This is a genomic window from Nocardia elegans NBRC 108235, from assembly GCF_001612845.1.
GTDB classification, from domain to species: Bacteria; Actinomycetota; Actinomycetes; order Mycobacteriales; family Mycobacteriaceae; genus Nocardia; species Nocardia nova.
The window spans coordinates 60,627-77,628 of record NZ_BDBF01000018.1; the positions used below are offsets into that span (position 1 = coordinate 60,627).

The following is a 17,002-nucleotide window of genomic DNA, read 5'->3' on the forward strand; positions in this document are numbered from 1 at the left end:
ATTGCCGGGCCGTCGGCGCCCTCGGACACGACCTAGCCCCGGGGTGCGGTACCGGCCGCCACCTCGTCGGGATAGCTCGGGTAGAACGGCACATATCCCTGGTCGCGGCCCTTCAGCGCATAGACCTCGGTCGAATCGTCCGGGGTGAATCCCTGCTTGCGCAGGTCCACCTTGCGGCTCTTGAAGGTCGACGTGGTCTCCAGTTCGGGCACCACGCGGACGAACAGCGGCACCGCATATCCGGGCAGGCGGTCGTAGAGCTGAGCGGCCAGGCCGGAGCCGTCGAAGGCGGCGCCGGCGGCGAGGGTCACCGCGGCCATCCCCGCCTTGCCGTCGGCTCCGGGCATGTCCACGCCGTACACCACCGCCTCGGTGATACCGGGCGCACCGTCGAAGGCGCTTTCGACTTCGGTGGTCGCGACGTTCTCCCCCTTCCAGCGGAAGGTGTCGCCGAGGCGGTCGACGAAGGCGATGTGGCGCCAATGCTGGTCGCGCACAAGATCTCCGGTGTCGAACCAGCAGTCGCCCTCGTCGAATGCGTTGCGCACCAACTTCGATTCGGTCGCCGACTTGTCGGTGTAGCCGTCGAACGGGGAACGGTCGGTGACCTTCGCCAGCAGCAGGCCCACACCGCCGGAGGCAACCTTGCGCAGTCGCCCGTCGGGGTATCGCCGAGCCTTACCGGTCTCCTCGTCGAATTCCACCACAGCGTAGGGCAGCGGCCCGAATCCGGCGGTGCGGTCGACGCCGAAGGCGTTGATGAAGGCGATATTTCCCTCACTCGCGCCGTAGAACTCCACCACCCGGCCGATGCGGAAGCGCCGCCGGAATTCGTCCCACAACTCCGGGCGCAGGCCGTTGCCGACGGCCAGCCGCACCGAATGTTCGTGTTCGCGAGACGATTCCGGCTGGTTGAGCAGGTAGCGGCAGAGCTCGCCGATGTAGATGAAGGCCGTCGACCTGGTCGCGATGACCTCGCTCCAGAAGTTCGACACCGAGAATTTGCGTCCCAGCGCCAACGTCGCGCGCGAGCCGAGCACCGCGCCGAGCGCGACGGTCAGCGCGTTGTTGTGATACAGCGGCAGGCAGCAGTACATGGTGTCGCCACCACGCAGGCGGATGCCGAGACCGCCCAGCCCGGCCATACTCTTCGTCCAGCGCAGGTGGGTCATCACGCTGGCCTTCGGCAGGCCCGTCGTGCCCGAGGTGAAGATCAGGAACGCGCGCTCCCGGGCACGGATGTCGGCGCACACCTCCGGGTCGGCCGGATCGGCGTCGCGGGCCAGTTCCCGCAGTTCCTCGGAATACAGCAGATTCGGCGGCGGCTCGGGCAGCGAGCGCACCGCGTCCTCGCATTCCTCGCCGATCACGTTGACGGTGCTGTCGAGCAGGCCGAAGCTGTGGGCGAGTACCTGTTCGCGCTGATTGTGATTGAGCAGCCCGACGGTCGCGCCCAGCTTCACCGTCGCCAGTACCACGAACAGGGTCTCGGGGCGGTTGGTCATCAGCACGCCCACCACATCGCCGCGGCGCACACCGCGCTGCGCCAGCACCTGCGCGAAGCAGTTCACCTCGGTATTGGCCTCGCCGTAGGTGTATTCGCGGCCCTCGAAGCGCAGGAACGGCCGATTGGGATACCGTCGTGCCGCCTTCTGGAAGTACAGCCCGACCGAGGATTTGTCGTCGGCGCGCACCAGCATGCCGGTGGCGCCGCGCAGCATGCCCGGCGTCTCCACCGCCATCGCGGGCAGCCTGCGCACCAGATCCCAGAGACTGATCGTGTTGCGGGCCTCGGTGCTCACATTCTCCTCCAACGGGTTCCGGTCGAGCGGTGTCGAATCGCTCAGGCGGTGCCGATGCGCGGCGCGGTCAGGGCTCGGAATGCGGATGCCACATCCGCGGTCACGGTAATCCGATCCAATGCGGGCCGCCCGATGAATCCGGCCGCACTCAGCTCGTCCAGCCACGCGAACAGCCCGCGGTAGTGGCCGTTCGGATCCAGCACCACCAGCGGCTTGCCGTGCAGTCCCAGGTATCCACCGGTCCACGCCTCGAAGAATTCCTCCAGCGTGCCGATTCCGCCCGGCAGGGTCAGGAAGGCGTCGGCGCGATCCTCCATGATCTGTTTGCGTTCGCGCATGGTGTCGGTGACGATCAGCTCGTCGCTGTCCACATCGGCGACTTCCTGATGCACCAGGCGTTTCGGGATCACGCCCGTGGTGCGGGCGCCCCCGGCGCGGGCGGCCACCGCCACCGCACCCATCATCGACACATGTCCGCCGCCGGAGACCAATTGCCAACCGCGGCGCGCGATTTCACTGCCCACCTCGGCGGCCAGCCGCAACGCGTCCGGATCCGTGGCGCTGGCCGAACAGTAGACGCACACCGCGAACGGCTGCCCGTTCACCACTTGTCCTCCGTCCCCGTGGACTCCTCGCCGCGGCGCGCGGCGGCCTGCAACACGATGTCGATCAGCTCCTCCACACTGTCGGTCACGTGCAGCAGTCCCAGATCACCGGGCGAGATCTTGCCCGAGCCGGCCGGCGAATCCCGCAGCCAGTCGACCAGCCCCGCCCAGTACCGACTGCCGAACAGGATGACCGGGAAGCGGGTGATCTTGTTGGTCTGCACCAGTGTGAGCGCCTCGAACAGCTCGTCCAGGGTGCCGAAGCCGCCGGGCAGGCAGATGAACGCCTGGGAATACTTGACGAACATCGTCTTGCGGGCGAAGAAGTAGCGAAAGTTGATGCCGAGGTCGACCCATTCGTTGAGGCCCTGCTCCATCGGCAGTTCGATGCCGAGGCCCACGGAGAATCCGCCCGCCTCGCAGGCGCCGCGATTGGCCGCCTCCATCACTCCGGGACCGCCGCCGGTGATCACCGCGAAACCGGCCTCGGCCAGAGCCTCGCCGATGGCCCGCGCCGCCTCGTATTCGGGTGTATCCACCTGCGTCCGGGCCGAACCGAAAACCGATACGGCCCTGGGTATTTCGGCGAGGGCACCGAAGCCCTCCACGAATTCGCTCTGGATCCGGAGCACCCGCCAGGGGTCGGTGTGCACCCAGTCGGTGGCTCCGCGGCCGTCGAGCAGATGCTGATCGGTGGTTCCGGTGCCCTGTTTGCGGGCCCGGCGCAACATGATCGGGCCCCTGAACTTCGGCGTGGACTTCGGTGATCTGGTCGGTGCGGGCTCGGACGCGGTGGACATGGGACCGAACCTACCGGTTCAGCCCTTGTGACCGGTCAGGTAGTTGCGCAGGATCTCGGTGACGACGGTGATCTGGCGGGTGGGTACGCGCTCGTCCACCTTGTGCGCCAGATTGGGGTCGCCGGGCCCGAAATTGACCGCCGGAATGCCGCGAGCGGCGAATCGCGACACATCGGTCCAGCCGTATTTCGCGCGCACCCCGCCACCGCCGTGGGAATGGACACGTTCCACCAGGTTCTTCGCGGCCGGAGCCGACAGACCCGGCAGCGCGCCAGGCGCACCGTCGGTCCGCTCGAAGCTCACATCCAGTCCGTCGAACACCTCGCGCACATGCTCGGTGGCCTCGTCGAGCGTGCGATCGGGCGCGAACCGGAAGTTCACCAGCACCTCGGCATCGTCGGGCACCACATTGCCGGCCACACCGCCCTCCACCTTCACCGCGGACAACCCCTCGCGGTACACGCACCCGTCGATGTCCACCTCGCGCGGCACGTAGTCGCGCAGTCGCTGCAGCACGGGCGCCAGCTTGTGAATGGCGTTGTCGCCCAGCCACGCTCGCGCGGTATGGGCGCGGGTGCCGCCCAGGCCGAGACGGACCCGCAACGTGCCCTGGCAGCCCGCCTCGATCCACGCGCCCGACGGTTCGCCGAGGATGGCCAGATCGCCGTCCAGCCATTCCGGCAGCTCGCGTTCGATGCGGCCGAGACCGTTGTATTCGGCGGCGATCTCCTCGCAGTCGTAGAAGATCAGGGTCAGATCGCAGACCGGGTCGGCGACGGTCGCGGCCAGATGCAGGAAGACCGCGTCGCCGGACTTCATGTCGACACTGCCGCAGCCGAACAGCACTTCCTCACCGTCGATCGTCTCGAACCGGCCCGGCACGTTGTCGGCGATCGGCACGGTATCCAGGTGACCGGCCATGATCACCCGGTGCGGCAGCCCGCGATTCGTGCGAGCCAGCACGGTGTTGCCGTGCCGCAGCACCTCGAAGCCCTCGGTCTGCTCACGCAGGGCCCAGGCGACGGTGTCGGTGATCGCCGCCTCGTCGCGGGAGACGCTCGGGATGTCGACGAGGGTCGCGGTGATCGAGATCGGGTCGGCGCGCAGATCGATGGTCACCGGACCAGCCTAATTGTTCGCACGTCTCACGACCGGGCCGAGCGGCTCCGGCGCTGGCGGCACAGGGAGCCCGCCACCTCGCGATCCGCACCCAGTAGGCTGAGGGGCCGTGAGCACACAGGGAGCATCCGCAGTCGGCCTAGCGACGGTGACCGTGAACGGGACGGTCCTCGACACCTGGTACCCGTATCCGGAACTGGGCACGTTCGAGACGTCCGAGACCACGCGGCTGAGCCCGAGCGACCCGGAGTACGCGCGCTTCGCCGATCTGGTCGGACCCGACGAGGCCCGCCGGGTCGAGGTCGTCGCGGTGCGCACCACGATCGCGGACCTGTCCGCGCCGCCGATCGACACCCACGACGAATATCTGCGCCTGCATCTGCTCTCGCACCGGCTGGTCCGCCCGCACGGGCTCAGCCTGGAGGGGCAGTTCGGCCTGCTGGCCAATGTGGTGTGGACCAATCACGGCCCGTGCGCGGTCGAGGACTTCGAGCTGGTGCGCGCGAAGTTGCGCGCCCGCGGTCCGGTCACCGTCTACGGCGTCGACAAATTCCCCCGCATGGTCGACTACGTGCTGCCCGCCGGCGTCCGCATCGCCGACGCGGACCGGGTGCGGCTGGGCGCGCATCTGGCCGAGGGCACCACGGTCATGCACGAGGGTTTCGTGAACTTCAACGCCGGCACGCTCGGCGCCTCCATGGTCGAGGGCCGCATCTCCGCCGGTGTGGTGGTCGGCGACGGCTCCGATGTGGGCGGCGGCGCCTCCATCATGGGCACCCTGTCCGGTGGCGGTAAGCAGGTCATCTCGATCGGCGAGCGCTGCCTGCTCGGCGCGAACGCGGGCCTGGGCATTTCGCTGGGCGACGATTGCGTCGTCGAGGCGGGCCTCTACGTCACCGCGGGCACCAAGGTCGCGCTGCCGGACGGCCGCACGATCAAGGCCGCCGAACTGTCCGGCCGGTCGAATCTGCTGTTCCGCCGCAACTCGCTGACCGGCAGTGTCGAGGTGGTCGCGCGCAAGGGCACCGGCATCGAACTCAACGCCGCCCTGCACGCCAACTGATCTCACGCGAAACGCCCCTTCCCACTCGGCAATCGATCCGAGCGCGGAAGGGGCGTTTCGTGTCTCGTGCCGGGCTCAGTCGATGCCGAAGCCGAGCACGCGCTGCGGGGTGATGCGGATCAGTTCCCGCGAGCCGCCGTCGAGATAGGTGTCGACATCCCGCAAAGCCTGTGCCACGCCACGGATTTCGAGGCAGCGCACCTGCCACGGATTCACCGAGGCGATATCGTCGACGACGAACGCGACCCGCTCCTCCTTGGCGAGATTGCGGAACTTCTGCGAGGCGCCCATGTTGTGGCCCGCGATATCGATGGTGCCGAGAGCTTCGTTGTAGCGAAAACCCACCGGATTGTTCTGCGGCGATCCGTCCGGGCGGATAGTGGCCAGCCGACCCAGGCGTTGGCCCGCCAGATACTCGATCTGGGCTGCAGACAGCGTTGCGATCATGCGCCGACCTTAGAACCTCGAGTGCGGTACAGGTCAACCCGCCACATTCCCGGCACCGGAACGATGGATCAGCGCAACTGCTTCTTCTGCACCTTGCCCATGGCGTTGCGTGGCAACTCGGTCACCATCAGCACCTCGCGCGGTCGTTTGTGCGCCGACAGCTGCTGGGCGACGAAGTCGATCAGTTCCCGCTCCGACATCGGGGTGTCGGCGCGCGGCACGACGTAGGCCCGGATGCGCTGCCCCAGATCCGCGTCCTCGATCCCGACCACCGCGACCTCGGACACATTCGGGTGACCGAGCAGGCAGGTTTCGATCTCCCCGGCCCCGACGCGATAGCCACCGGATTTGATCAGATCCACCGATTCGCGCCCGACGATGCGATGGAATCCCTCGGCGTCGATCGCGGCCACATCGCCGGTGACGAACCAGCCGTCCTCGGTCCAGCTGTCGGCTGTGGCCTCCGGCCGGTTGAGATAGCCGTCGAACAGCATGGGCCCGCGCACCTGCAGTCCGCCGATACTTTCGCCGTCGTGCGGAACCGGCGCGCCCGTCTCGTCGCGCAACCGGGTCTGCACGCCCGCCACCGGCAGGCCGACCCAGCCCGGCCGGCGCTCGCCGTCGGCCCGGGTGGAGAGCGTGATCATGGTTTCGCTCATGCCGTAGCGCTCCACCGGTGCCTGACCGGTGAGCTCACGCAGCCGTTCGAAGACCGGAATCGGCAGCGGCGCGCTGCCGGAGATCAACAACCGGGCATTCGCCAATTCCTTTGCGGCATCCGGGTCTTCGGCGATGCGCGACCACACCGTCGGCACGCCGAAGTACAGGGTGCCGGCCGCGGCCGCATAGGCGGCGGGCGTGGGCTTTCCGGTGTGCACGAGAGGGCTGCCGACTCGCAGCGGCCCGAGCACGCCGAGGATCAGACCGTGCACGTGGAACAGCGGAAGACCGTGCACGAGCGTGTCTTTCGAGGTCCACGACCACGCCTCGAACAGGGCGTCGAGACCGGCGGCGATGGCGCCGCGACTGAGCACGACCCCCTTGGGCGCACCCGTGGTCCCCGAGGTGTAGAGGATGAAAGCCGTTGTGTTCGCGGCCGGTTCGGGATGGCTGTGCCAGGAGCGGGCGTGTTTGCGCACCGGAATCACCGGCAGCGTGGGGTTGTCCGGCGCCGCACCGAGCCAGGCCCGCGCCCCGGAATCGGCGAGGATATGGTCGAGTTCGGCCGATCCGGCATCCGGCGGCACCGGCACGGCGGCGACCCCGGCGATCAGGCAGCCGAGGATGCCCAGCACAGTGGTGGCGGTCGGGCGGGCGAGAATCGCGACGCGGCCGGCGCCGGCGATGCGTTCGGCCACCGAGGTCGCGGCGCCGACCAGATCGCTGCGCGAGAGCGTCTCACCGTCGATGGTGACCGCATCGGGAATGTCGTATCCGGCGGCCACGGCGGCCGGATTCAGCGAGGGCAACAGCGGCAGCGAACCGTAGGACATCGCGCCAACCTATCAATCCGGCTCGACGATCCGGCACTGCCGGCACTCTCCCCGACCGATCGGCCCATTGCGAATTCGTCTCGTCGTCGCGCGGCCGTTGACAGCGCATTGAGGTGGTGAGACTGTCGAAGTACAGCCTTCTCACGCGGAGATGGGGGTCGATGATGACCACGTCCATTCGCACGTCGCCCGGGCAACCGGTCGCCGACTACGATGTCGCGGCGCACCTGGACGGTTCGGCCGCCTTCTTCGGTGCCGCGGCCAACGTCATCATGCAGCTGTCGCTTCCGCCCGTCGGTTACGGCGTGGTGGAGAGCACCGTCGACAGCGGCAAGGTGATGGTGCATCCGGTCAAACGCACCCGCACGACGCTGACCTACCTCGCCGTGGCCATGCTGGGCAGCGACGACGAACGCGCCGCCTACCGCGCCGCCGTGAACTGGCAGCATCGCCAGGTCCGCTCCACCGCACAGAGCCCGGTCAAGTACAACGCCTTCGATCCGACGCTGCAGCTGTGGGTGGCGGCCTGCCTGTACTGGGGTTCGCGCGACCTCTACGAGCGCATGCACGGCCCGATGCCCGAACAGGAGGCCGAGGCCTTCTACCGCCACGCCGCCCGGTTCGGAACCACCCTGCAGATGCCGCAGGCGCTGTGGCCGGCCGACCGCGCCGCCTTCGACGCCTACTGGAACCGGCAGATCGCCGAGGTCCGGATCGATCCGACGATCCGCGCGTACTTCGACGATCTGGTGGACCTGAAGATGTTCCCGCCGCCGATTCGCCTGGCGTTCGGGCGATTTCACCGCTGGGTGGTCGCCGGACTGCTGCCGCCGGCCCTGCGCGCGCAGATGGAGATGCCGTGGACCGAATCCGACGACCGCCGTCTGGCCCGGCTGCTGCACGCCGTCGGCGCGGTGGAGGACCGAGTTCCCAAGCAGCTCAAGATGTTTCCGGTCAACGCTTACATGTTCGACATGCGGATACGGCGGCGTTTGGGGCTGCGGCTCGTATGAGGCAACACGAAACCTCCTCCCCCGCATCGACACCGGCGGCGGGGCTGCTTTCTCACGCCATGTCGTCGGGCAGCAATCGGAAGTGGGTATGTTCCTGGGTCAGCGGGCGCAGAGCACGGAAGTCACGACGATCCAGAGTCAAGATCGCCTCGGTTTGATATTCGGCGGCCAAACACACGGTGAACGCATCGGCCATGTCGAGATCCAGACCGCGGTAGGCATCTTTGACGTGGCGGGCCGACTTGATGTGGTTTGCGACGTCGGCAACTGTGAATCGCATCCGGTCGACCTGGTCGAAAATGAACGTCAGTACCTTGTCGCGCGCCTTGGATCCGAACCGCGCCTTGGCAAGGTGGTCAACCTCGGCGAGCACCAACGGTGAAACCACCACGAGGCTGGCGTCGTTCAGCACGGCGCGGCACGATTTCGACTCGGCCCCCTTGGCGAATGCCTCGATAATTCCCGAGGTATCGCCGACGACTATCACCGGTACCGAGTTCCCTCGACGACGGCACGGGTCACCTCGTCGTCCACCGGACCGTCGATCTCATCGAAGGTCGGAAACTCCAAATCATCGCCCCACACCCGAGTACTCATCGCCGCGAGATGAATACCGCGCCGAATGATCTCTGCTTCGGCAATGCCCCGCTTGGCCGCCGCTTCCTTGATCAAAGCCAGGTCGGCAGGGTCTGCGTAAACGTTGGTCCGCTTGAGCGACATGTACCGATGGTAGCACATGTACCACTACGTGTACCACACGTCGAGGTGTGCGGCGCGACCTGGTCTACACGCGCGCCGACCGCGACCCGAGTTCCCGGACCCTTCGGGCCAATGCCCGTGCGTGACCGACGAACCCATCGTGTGTCATCGGCTGGACGGTATAGGAAGCCGAGTCCTCCCGGACGTAGTAGCGGCCGTCGCCTGCGAAGTCCATCCAGAAGAAGCCCTCCACACCGTCGGTGCGGTTGTCCAGGAATGGTCCCGGATAGCACAGCACCTCCCCCCATCCGGTGCGTGACCGGGAGAAGAATCGGCCGAGGCGTTCGCGCGGTGTCGGCGGGCGGTTCCAGCCGCGATCCGAGTCGGGTTCGATGTCGAGTTCGGATTTCAGTGCGTGGAGTTCGTGGCGGCCGGATGGTTGGTCGGGAAGCATGCGGGCCAGCAGTGTCAACGCCTGTACATGCGTGCACAGACTGACCGAAACATCGCCGCTCACACCGGGTTCCGGATCGGTATCTTGAATCGCCACCGCCGCGATCTCCGGCCCGAATCCCGCATAACCGCGCAGCTGGGTCTCGGGGTCGCCGGGGTCGGTTCCGAGGCGGCCGTGCACGTGCAACCGCACCTGCGGTTCGGCCAGCGTATGCACCAGGCGGGCGAAGTCGTCGTCCACGCGGGGCAACAGGGTGTCGATCGCCTCCCGGCGCTGCCGGCCGAGTTCGATGTCGTCGCCGGCGCGCAACGCATTCCACGTCGGATAGGGCAGGCGGTCGCGCTGCGTGGCGAAGAACGCCGCCTCGTACTGGGCACTCGTCAGCTGCCAGTGGATCACCGATATTCTCCCGGCGCTCGCCCCTGGTCCGGCGGGTTCGGCGCGGGTGGACGCGGCGGCCGGGAATCGGGGTGCCGTTCCTGCGGCGGATTCTCCCCGATGGCGCCGTAGGCGGGCATCACCGCGCGGCCGTCGTCGATCCATTCCTCGAGGTGCTGTCCGCGCAACAACTCCGACGATGCGCGTTCCTTGTCCTCCTCGGACTTCCCGCCGCCGCGACCACCCGCCCCCGGCGCCATTCCGGGCGCGCCGGGTAGACCGGCCTGGCCGGGGCTCCGTAAACCCAAGGGCGCCAGCGGTTCCGCAAAAGGCTTGCCGGGCACACTCATCCCCGGACCGCCCGATCGCGGCACGCCGCCGCCCGAACTCGACGAGCCGCCGCCGAATCCGTGCCCGGCGGCACCGCCACCGATTCCGGATGCCGAGGACCCGCCGCCCAGGCCACCGGTGGGATCGAAACCTGCCGCCGCGGTGGAAGCCGCATGGGGCAGAGCCGGCCCGCCGGTGCCCTGCTGGTTCAGCCCGGTGCCGTCGACCGCACTCGGCCGCGTGCCGGGTGACGTGGTCGATCCGGGATTCGAGTTCGCGCCACCGTCGTTTCCGGTATTCGGATCGACGTTCGGAGTGCCACTGTTCGAGTCGTCGCCACCGGGCGGGGGTTGATTACCGCCCCCGAGATTCGGCGTGCCCGGCCCCGATGGCCCGGGGCCCAGGTTCGGCGGCCCCGCCGGATTCGCGACGGGCTGCACCGGCGGAATCACCGGCACGCCTTGGTCTCCGCCTCGGATGCCCGGCGCATACACGTTCCGCAATACCTGCAAACAGGCCTGCTTCGCCTCGTGCTCCTTCGAGTCCTGTCCCTGCTGCTCCGCGAGGATAGGAAGCTTCGGTCCCGAGGCCGGCGCCGCGGGAGCCAAGTTCGGCAATCCCTGATTCTGCACCAACGCGCCGCTCACCGGCGCCACCGCCGACAACACCGGGCCCAGCATCCGGAAGGTTTCGTCGCTACCGCGCTGTGCGAAGGCGACTTTCATCCCGACGAGCGTCGCCGATTTGCCGATGGAATCGGATGTCTGGAGAAAGTCGCCGAGCGCCTTGGCGGCCTTGCCGGCGGCCATCCCCTGCCAACCCTCGGCGATTTCCTTCTTCAAGCCGTCACTCAAGGTGCGGGTGGCGTCCCCCAAGCCGGACCCGATCTTTCCCCACGCCTCCGAAACCGCGTGCACCACATCGGGTTTGATCTCATAGGTCAGATCGCGAATCTGTTCCAGCGTCAAATTCTCGAAATTGTCATCGCCGGTGAGAATCGCCGGATCGACATCCGCACCCAACTGCCCCGCCAGATCGTTGATCTGACGCTGGAGCCCCAACTGATCCGCATCCCATGCCTGCGTATGCTCCGCCGACACCAAGGTCGCGTACGTGCCGTTCTTCATCGCATCCAGCTGAGCCCGAAGATTGGCACCACTACTCTGGTCCAGATAGCTCGAAGGATCCGGTGGCGGCGTCACGGCTTGATTCCCTGTTCGAGATCTTTGAACTCTTTGCCGTACTCGGCATCCGTGTCGGCGTAGGCGATTGCCGCTTTGCGGAGAACGTCTTGTACCGCTTTCGCCTCGTCTGCGAGATCTTTGAGTCGCTGTTGGATGGAGCCGTCAGCGCCATCTGCCTTTCGGCTGAATTTGTGTGCTAGGTCAACACCCATCTGAAAACCGCCGAGACCGCTTACATTCGAGACTTCGCGGACCAAAAAAGTCAAATTGTCAATCTCGTCGATGTAGTCCTGCAACCGCTTCACCGCCGCATCGAATTTGTCGCGGTGAATCATCAGCTTGAGGTTTCCCTGCGCGACCTCTTCTGAAAGCTGTTGCCATACATCCAACTCTGACATTCTATTTCCCCGCCTTCTGAACTACTGCGCCGGGAGATCCTTCACGAGCGCAGCCGCAATCCTTGTGACCTCGACACACGCATCACCAGCCTGGTCCGCACTGGCCTTCGGGCCGAGCTCGAATTGAACCGGTCCGCTCGACGCATTGAAGACGAGCGTGCATCCTTGCGGGACATACAAGGGGTCCAACATCACTGCGCTCCGTCCGCCAACGGAAACAGTCCGTGGGTCGGCGAAATTTGTGGTGTTGTGTATGACTTCATCGAACGTATGAGAATTTGTCGAATACAGGTTCAACCCGTACCAACTGTCACTCATCCAGCCACAAATGTCCCAGCCCGGAAACTTCGTACCATATTTGCTGGTGTCGCCAACTCTCCTCGCCGGATTAAGTCCGGCCGCCGCGATGTCAGAATCAGGAATCGAACATGGATTCCATGCCGTGTTCGACGCTGGCTTGGGAGAAGCCGAAGAGGCACTCAACGTTGTTGTCGAAGATTTCTCGCCGGAGGCCGAGTCGGATTTCCCCGAACAACCAGCGGACCCTAGAAGCATTCCGATCGAAAGAGCAACACCCGCAGCGGAGATCATCCACCGCCCCCCGGCGAACCGTTCGTGCCGCTGCCGCATCACTGTGCGCCCCTCCTGCTCGCCGCCGCCAGGACGCGGTTGACGCCCCCGACCGGGACTTTATCAGAGCCCTTCACCCCCAGCCATCCGCTGAGCGCGCCAGTGTCGGGCTGCCAAACCGGGTCAGGCAACCTTTGCCACGCAACGCACGGGGTACGTTAAGCACTGCGAAACCCCCACGCCCGCAGCGCAAAGCCAAGTCGAGCGGCACGATCAGCCGCCCCAGTCCCGAGAACGACCTCGAGCACGAAGCGGCCGCCGCAGCCCTCACACCGACAGTGCTGCGGCGGCCGCATCGAGTCGCTATGCCTGGTCGAACTCGCCGTCCTTCGCACCACCGATGAATGCTCGCCACTCACCGGGAGTGAAGACGAGCGCTGGGCGAGTGTGATCCTTGCTGTCGCGAACCCCCACAAAGCCACCATCCAGGAATGCCACCTCCACGCACTCCTTTCCACCCGAAGTGCGACTGCTGGTGAACCACTGGGCATCGGACAGGTCGACGTCGTACTTTTCGCTCACGTTGCGAACTCCCTTGCTATCCGGCGAAGCAGGTCTCTGCTCGCCTGCTCATCCAGGGTGGCCCGCTGGATTCCCTGATGCGCCTCAGTGTAGTGGCGCACGTCGGCCGGCTTCTCGAGATACAAGTCGCCCGTTGGATGTTCGAGATAGACGATCGGCGGCTCGACCAGATTGCCCTTGGCGTCCTTGCCGAACTCGAGAACGATGAACTGGCTGTATACCTGGCCGAGCGGAATGCCTGCGGAGAACGGCAGTATTCGCAACGAAACATTCTGCATCGTGCTGATGTCCGCCAAGCGCTTCGCCTGAGCCGCCATCACGCGTCGCCCGCCGACTGTTCGACGAATTGCCGCTTCCCCCAACACCATCCGAAGTTCGGCCGGACCGCGACGCCGCGTGATGAGCGACTGCCGGCGCATACGCATGTGCACCCGCTGCGCGATCTCTTCCGGTGTGGCGTCGGGAAAGACCTCTCGCGTCAGTACCGCTGCGTAATCCGGAGTCTGGAGCAAACCCATCACCGCGTCCGGCGAATAGACCACCAACTGCTCCGCCGCCGCCTCCAGCCCCATGTACACATCGAAGTCCGGGGGGATCACGTCGTCGTACTCGTGCCACCAGTTCTGCACATTCGCTTGCTGCGCAAGACCTTCCAGTGCGGCGGTCAGGGTGTCGTCCGCGCCGAGCACCGCACAGAGTTCGCGGATGTCCGCGGTGCGGAGTTTGGCCGGGAAGCGGCCGTTCTCGTAGCGCTGCACCGTGCTCGCGCTGATCTCGGCCTTCTGCGCGACCTCGTGCAGCGTCATCCCGGTCTGTGATCGCAGGTCGCGAAGGTATCGGCCGAGTTGCCGCCTGGGTACCGTACTGCCGGGTTCTGACATGTCGACTATCTCCTTCTCGGGTTCGAGGAGCTTCGATCCGGACCGGACTCGTCCCGGATTCTTGGGGATCGTGCAGGCGATACACCGAAGTGCCCCCGGGAAATTCATCTCCGCCGGTCCCCACAGCTCGATCGTGATGTTCTGTGCGCGCTCACCCGGCAGCCCCCGAGGCCCGGGCCCGGCTCTATGAACCGGTACGCGGCGTGGCACCGCCGCGAAGATCTGGAGAGGTCACGAAGACAGCGATGGAACAGCAGACCAATGCGTCGAGCGAATGCTACAGCGCCGAGATACTCGGCACCCGATACCCCAGTCTAACACTGGCACAACAGCTTTCACCACGGCCCGACGAGCCGGACCTCATGGTGTCGATCCGCCTCACCGCACACAGTCCACACCCGCTCACCTTCGTGGCCTGCGAATCGGCTGCCCGCCGCTTCGCCGATCACTGGCGCAGATACGGGCGCTGCGGCACCGTCGTATTCGCAGCACCCGACGGGCGCTGCGGCCGGCTTCCGTGCGAACGGCTGTGGCTGATCCCGTGACTAGGGAATTCGGAAGCCGGGGACCACATGGTCGCGGGCGAACTGCCGGCAGGCGGCCTCGTCGTCGACCGGGATCAGCGTCTGCGGAGTCAGCGCGAGCGAGAGCGCGTTGCGCGCGACGAGTTCGGCCAGCGGCAGCGGATCGTACTGCGGCAGTTTGTCTTCCGCCTGCAGGCGGGTGATGAACTCGGCGACGTAGTCGCGCCCCAGCTCGATCACCGGCGCGCCCTGCACGGTCAGGTAGGGCAGCACGACCTCCGGTTCGGTGGTCAACAGCCGGTCCAGCAGCTTGTTGCCGCGCAACCCGTCCAAGAAGGCGACGAACAGTTCGACGATCTGATCCTCGGCGCTGGCGTCGCGATCGATCTGGCGCTGCACCGCGGCGTCGACCTGTTCCACGAACTGGCGTGCCTGCCACAGCCCGACGGCCTGAATCAGATCGGATTTACCGGCGAAGCGCCGGTACAGCGTCGCCAGCGACAGCCGCCCGCGCCGCGCGACCTCGACCATGCTGGTGCGTTTGATGCCGAAATCGAGGAAAGCCAGCAATGCCGCGTCGAGTACCGTGGTCTGATTGCGGTCCTCCGGACCCGCGCCGCGAACCAGCGGCAGGAGCCGAGTCGACAGTCTGGTCGAGCCGGTCATGGTCGTTCCTCTCGTTCGCCCGGGTCGCGGACACGGTGACGCTCTCATCATCCCATATGGTCAGCGGCCTCGATTGACACGATGCCACACCGATGAGAAGGTTTATACGAAAGCTTCTCATATTCTCTCGCCGATCCGGCGGGGAGGAACAGGAGACGAGTCGACGATGACCGCCCCCCTGCGCGCGACCGAGCCGCTGCCCGAGATTCCTGGCGACGAGCTGACCCCGGAGACGGTGCGCGAACACATCGACGGCGTGGCCGCCTTCCTGGGCGGTGCCGCGAACGTGATCATGCAGCTCAGCCATCCGCCGGTGGGCTACGGCGTGCTGGAGAGCACGGTCGACAGCGGCAAGGTGACGTTGCACCCGCTCAAGCGGCTGCGCACCACGCTGACCTATCTGGCCGTGGCCTGGCTGGGCAACGACGAGGACGTGCAGAGCTATCGGGAGGCGGTCAACGGCTCGCACCGCCCGGTGCATTCGGGACCGAACAGCCCGGTCAAGTACAACGCCTTCGATCCGAAGTTGCAGTTGTGGGTGGCGGCCTGCCTGTACTGGGGCGTCGACGATCTGTACCGGCGCATGCGCGGACCGATGGATCCCGAACTCGCCGAGCGTTTCTACCGCTACAGCGTCCGGCTCGGCACCGGGCTGCAGATGCGTCCGGAGATGTGGCCGGCCGATCGGGACGCGTTCTACGCGTTCTGGGAGGAGAACCTCGCGAAGAAGACCATCGACGAGCCGGTGCGCCGCTACTTCAACGATCTGATCGACCTGAAGATGCAGCCGCGCCTGATCCAGCTGCTGGCCGGGCGGTTCCATCGCTTCACCGTCACCGCCCTGCTGCCGCAGCATCTGCGGGACGAGATGGGGATGCGCTGGACCGCACGCGACGAACGCCGATTCCGATTCGTCCTGCGCGCGATCTCGGCGGTGTGGACGCGGATGCCCACGGTGATCCGGGTCTTCCCGTTCAACTTCTACCTCGCGGACATGCGGTTGCGCCGGCGCTTCGGGCGACCGCTGGTCTGATTCAGCGCTCGGCGAGGGCGCGCAGGAAGAAGCCGAGGTTGGCCGGGCGTTCGGCCAACCTTCGCATCAGGTAGCCGTACCACTGGTTGCCGTAGGGGATGTAGACCCGCACCGCGTGCCCGTCCTCGGCGAGGCGCCGCTGTTCGAGCGAGCGGATGCCGTAGAGCATCTGGAATTCGAAATCGCCCGGCGCGCGCCCGTTCCGGCCGGCCATGTCGTGGGCGGCGGTGATCATGACCGGATCGTGGGTGGCGACCATCGGATACCCCGGACCGGCCATGAGCAGTTCCAGGCACCGCAGATACGACTCGTCCACATCGGCGGCGCGCTGGTAGGCGACGAACTCCGGCTCGCGATACGCGCCCTTACACAACCGGATTCGCGCGCCCTCGGCCGCGGCGATGCGGCAGCGATCCTCCGCGCGGCGCAGATAGGTCTGGGTGGCGACCGCCAGCCAGGGATAGTCGGCACGCATCATGTGCACGGTCGACTCGGTGGTTTCGGTGGTGGTGTGGTCCTCCGCGTCGACGGTGATCCACACCCCCGCCTGTTGCGCCCGCTCGCACAGGGCCCGCAGATTCGCGGTGGCGATCTCGGGCCCCGCCAACCCCAGCGACTGACCCAGCGCGGAGAGCTTCACCGAAACCTCCACCGGCGCAACGGGTCGCGCCGATTGCCATCGGTTCCATCGGGCCAGATCATCGATCAACGCGAGATATTCGGCGACGGCGTCGTCGGCCATCGAGCGCTCGGTCGTGTACTCACCGAGAAAGTCGACGCTCACCATCCGACCGCTGCCCAGCAGCTCGCCGACGACCGGGGCCAGGTCGGCGCGGGTCTCCCCGGCCACGAACCGATGTACGACCTCGGCCGTGACCGGAAACCCGGTGATCGCCCGCTTCATCCGCACCGATCCGGCGGCGGCGAGGATCGCGGGGCGCAGCGGGTTCATCGTCGCCTG

20 protein-coding genes are annotated in these 17,002 nt (G+C 66.5%); 4 read left to right on the forward strand and 16 right to left on the reverse strand.

Annotation, left to right across the window (positions count from 1 at the left end):
* Positions 1 to 32 precede the first annotated feature (32 nt).
* The 4 genes from NE2_RS15005 to dapE are packed head-to-tail and all read right to left on the reverse strand — an operon-like array spanning position 33 to position 4,326.
* Positions 33 to 1,802, reverse strand: a complete 1,770-nt coding sequence (locus tag NE2_RS15005) for a long-chain-acyl-CoA synthetase (protein ID WP_084494051.1) — start codon at positions 1,800 to 1,802, stop codon at positions 33 to 35.
* Positions 1,803 to 1,843: 41 nt separating this feature from the next.
* Positions 1,844 to 2,410, reverse strand: coding sequence for an LOG family protein (locus NE2_RS15010; RefSeq protein WP_063012358.1), 567 nt, complete (start codon positions 2,408 to 2,410; stop codon positions 1,844 to 1,846).
* Positions 2,404 to 3,207, reverse strand: a complete 804-nt coding sequence (locus NE2_RS15015; RefSeq protein ID WP_063026601.1) for an LOG family protein — start codon at positions 3,205 to 3,207, stop codon at positions 2,404 to 2,406. The genes NE2_RS15010 and NE2_RS15015 overlap by 7 nt, the downstream gene beginning before the upstream one ends.
* Before the next feature lie 18 nt (positions 3,208 to 3,225).
* Entirely contained in the window at positions 3,226 to 4,326 is a 1,101-nt protein-coding gene (gene dapE / locus NE2_RS15020) for a succinyl-diaminopimelate desuccinylase (RefSeq protein WP_063026603.1), read from the reverse strand.
* A 109-nt stretch (positions 4,327 to 4,435) separates the two neighbouring features.
* Here dapE and dapD point away from each other — a divergent pair, with 109 nt between their 5' ends.
* Positions 4,436 to 5,389, forward strand: coding sequence for a 2,3,4,5-tetrahydropyridine-2,6-dicarboxylate N-succinyltransferase (gene dapD, locus NE2_RS15025; protein WP_063026605.1), 954 nt, complete (start codon positions 4,436 to 4,438; stop codon positions 5,387 to 5,389).
* 75 nt (positions 5,390 to 5,464) lie between these two features.
* Here dapD and NE2_RS15030 read toward each other — a convergent pair whose 3' ends face one another.
* A complete protein-coding gene (locus tag NE2_RS15030) occupies positions 5,465 to 5,836 on the reverse strand; it encodes a PPOX class F420-dependent oxidoreductase (protein ID WP_030514882.1) in 372 nt (123 codons plus the stop codon).
* 68 nt (positions 5,837 to 5,904) lie between these two features.
* On the reverse strand, positions 5,905 to 7,329 hold the full coding sequence (locus tag NE2_RS15035; RefSeq protein WP_063026607.1) for an acyl-CoA synthetase: 1,425 nt from the start codon (positions 7,327 to 7,329) through the stop codon (positions 5,905 to 5,907).
* A gap of 164 nt (positions 7,330 to 7,493) precedes the next feature.
* Between NE2_RS15035 and NE2_RS15040 the strand changes: the two genes are divergently transcribed.
* Positions 7,494 to 8,342, forward strand: coding sequence for an oxygenase MpaB family protein (locus NE2_RS15040; RefSeq protein ID WP_063026767.1), 849 nt, complete (start codon positions 7,494 to 7,496; stop codon positions 8,340 to 8,342).
* A gap of 52 nt (positions 8,343 to 8,394) precedes the next feature.
* On the opposite strand, the gene NE2_RS15045 is transcribed toward NE2_RS15040, so the two are convergent.
* The 8 genes from NE2_RS15045 to NE2_RS15075 form a co-directional block, all read right to left on the reverse strand.
* Complete coding sequence (locus tag NE2_RS15045; RefSeq protein WP_063026609.1) at positions 8,395 to 8,829, reverse strand: PIN domain-containing protein; 435 nt, start codon at positions 8,827 to 8,829, stop codon at positions 8,395 to 8,397.
* Positions 8,826 to 9,062: a ribbon-helix-helix domain-containing protein gene (locus NE2_RS15050; RefSeq protein ID WP_063026611.1), complete on the reverse strand. Its 237-nt coding sequence runs from the start codon at positions 9,060 to 9,062 to the stop codon at positions 8,826 to 8,828. The genes NE2_RS15045 and NE2_RS15050 overlap by 4 nt, the downstream gene beginning before the upstream one ends.
* Before the next feature lie 64 nt (positions 9,063 to 9,126).
* Positions 9,127 to 9,894 carry an ESX secretion-associated protein EspG gene (locus tag NE2_RS15055; protein ID WP_063026613.1) on the reverse strand — a complete coding sequence of 256 codons (768 nt, stop codon included), beginning with the start codon at positions 9,892 to 9,894 and terminating at the stop codon, positions 9,127 to 9,129.
* Complete coding sequence (locus NE2_RS15060; RefSeq protein WP_063026615.1) at positions 9,891 to 11,330, reverse strand: hypothetical protein; 1,440 nt, start codon at positions 11,328 to 11,330, stop codon at positions 9,891 to 9,893. The genes NE2_RS15055 and NE2_RS15060 overlap by 4 nt, the downstream gene beginning before the upstream one ends.
* Before the next feature lie 71 nt (positions 11,331 to 11,401).
* The gene (locus tag NE2_RS15065) at positions 11,402 to 11,785 is read right to left on the reverse strand and encodes a hypothetical protein (protein ID WP_063026617.1); all 384 of its coding nucleotides are present in this window, start codon (positions 11,783 to 11,785) and stop codon (positions 11,402 to 11,404) included.
* Between the two features lie 21 nt (positions 11,786 to 11,806).
* Positions 11,807 to 12,415, reverse strand: a complete 609-nt coding sequence (locus NE2_RS37665; RefSeq protein ID WP_373862252.1) for a DUF3558 family protein — start codon at positions 12,413 to 12,415, stop codon at positions 11,807 to 11,809.
* Positions 12,416 to 12,718: 303 nt separating this feature from the next.
* Complete coding sequence (locus NE2_RS15070; protein WP_063026619.1) at positions 12,719 to 12,937, reverse strand: DUF397 domain-containing protein; 219 nt, start codon at positions 12,935 to 12,937, stop codon at positions 12,719 to 12,721.
* Positions 12,934 to 13,818, reverse strand: coding sequence for a helix-turn-helix domain-containing protein (locus NE2_RS15075; protein ID WP_063026769.1), 885 nt, complete (start codon positions 13,816 to 13,818; stop codon positions 12,934 to 12,936). The genes NE2_RS15070 and NE2_RS15075 overlap by 4 nt, the downstream gene beginning before the upstream one ends.
* A 245-nt stretch (positions 13,819 to 14,063) precedes the next feature.
* Here NE2_RS15075 and NE2_RS15080 point away from each other — a divergent pair, with 245 nt between their 5' ends.
* On the forward strand, positions 14,064 to 14,363 hold the full coding sequence (locus NE2_RS15080) for a hypothetical protein (RefSeq protein ID WP_063026621.1): 300 nt from the start codon (positions 14,064 to 14,066) through the stop codon (positions 14,361 to 14,363).
* On the opposite strand, the gene NE2_RS15085 is transcribed toward NE2_RS15080, so the two are convergent.
* Entirely contained in the window at positions 14,364 to 15,008 is a 645-nt protein-coding gene (locus NE2_RS15085) for a TetR/AcrR family transcriptional regulator (protein WP_063026623.1), read from the reverse strand.
* 166 nt (positions 15,009 to 15,174) lie between these two features.
* On the opposite strand from NE2_RS15085, the gene NE2_RS15090 reads away from it, so the two are divergent.
* A complete protein-coding gene (locus NE2_RS15090; RefSeq protein ID WP_063026625.1) occupies positions 15,175 to 16,041 on the forward strand; it encodes an oxygenase MpaB family protein in 867 nt (288 codons plus the stop codon).
* A 1-nt stretch (position 16,042) separates the two neighbouring features.
* Here NE2_RS15090 and NE2_RS15095 read toward each other — a convergent pair whose 3' ends face one another.
* On the reverse strand, positions 16,043 to 16,993 hold the full coding sequence (locus NE2_RS15095; RefSeq protein ID WP_063026627.1) for a proline dehydrogenase family protein: 951 nt from the start codon (positions 16,991 to 16,993) through the stop codon (positions 16,043 to 16,045).
* Between the last annotated feature and the right edge of the window lie 9 nt (positions 16,994 to 17,002).

Coding starts and splice junctions, on each gene's coding strand:
- NE2_RS15015 (WP_063026601.1), bottom strand. CDS start 3,207: ATGTCCACCGCGTCCGAGCCCGCACCGACCAGATCACCGAAGTCCACG.
- NE2_RS15030 (WP_030514882.1), bottom strand. CDS start 5,836: ATGATCGCAACGCTGTCTGCAGCCCAGATCGAGTATCTGGCGGGCCAA.
- NE2_RS15035 (WP_063026607.1), bottom strand. CDS start 7,329: ATGTCCTACGGTTCGCTGCCGCTGTTGCCCTCGCTGAATCCGGCCGCC.
- NE2_RS15040 (WP_063026767.1), top strand. CDS start 7,494: ATGACCACGTCCATTCGCACGTCGCCCGGGCAACCGGTCGCCGACTAC.
- NE2_RS15050 (WP_063026611.1), bottom strand. CDS start 9,062: ATGTCGCTCAAGCGGACCAACGTTTACGCAGACCCTGCCGACCTGGCT.
- NE2_RS15060 (WP_063026615.1), bottom strand. CDS start 11,330: ATGAAGAACGGCACGTACGCGACCTTGGTGTCGGCGGAGCATACGCAG.
- NE2_RS15065 (WP_063026617.1), bottom strand. CDS start 11,785: ATGTCAGAGTTGGATGTATGGCAACAGCTTTCAGAAGAGGTCGCGCAG.
- NE2_RS37665 (WP_373862252.1), bottom strand. CDS start 12,415: ATGCGGCAGCGGCACGAACGGTTCGCCGGGGGGCGGTGGATGATCTCC.
- NE2_RS15075 (WP_063026769.1), bottom strand. CDS start 13,818: ATGTCAGAACCCGGCAGTACGGTACCCAGGCGGCAACTCGGCCGATAC.
- NE2_RS15080 (WP_063026621.1), top strand. CDS start 14,064: ATGGAACAGCAGACCAATGCGTCGAGCGAATGCTACAGCGCCGAGATA.
- NE2_RS15085 (WP_063026623.1), bottom strand. CDS start 15,008: ATGACCGGCTCGACCAGACTGTCGACTCGGCTCCTGCCGCTGGTTCGC.
- NE2_RS15090 (WP_063026625.1), top strand. CDS start 15,175: ATGACCGCCCCCCTGCGCGCGACCGAGCCGCTGCCCGAGATTCCTGGC.
- NE2_RS15095 (WP_063026627.1), bottom strand. CDS start 16,993: ATGAACCCGCTGCGCCCCGCGATCCTCGCCGCCGCCGGATCGGTGCGG.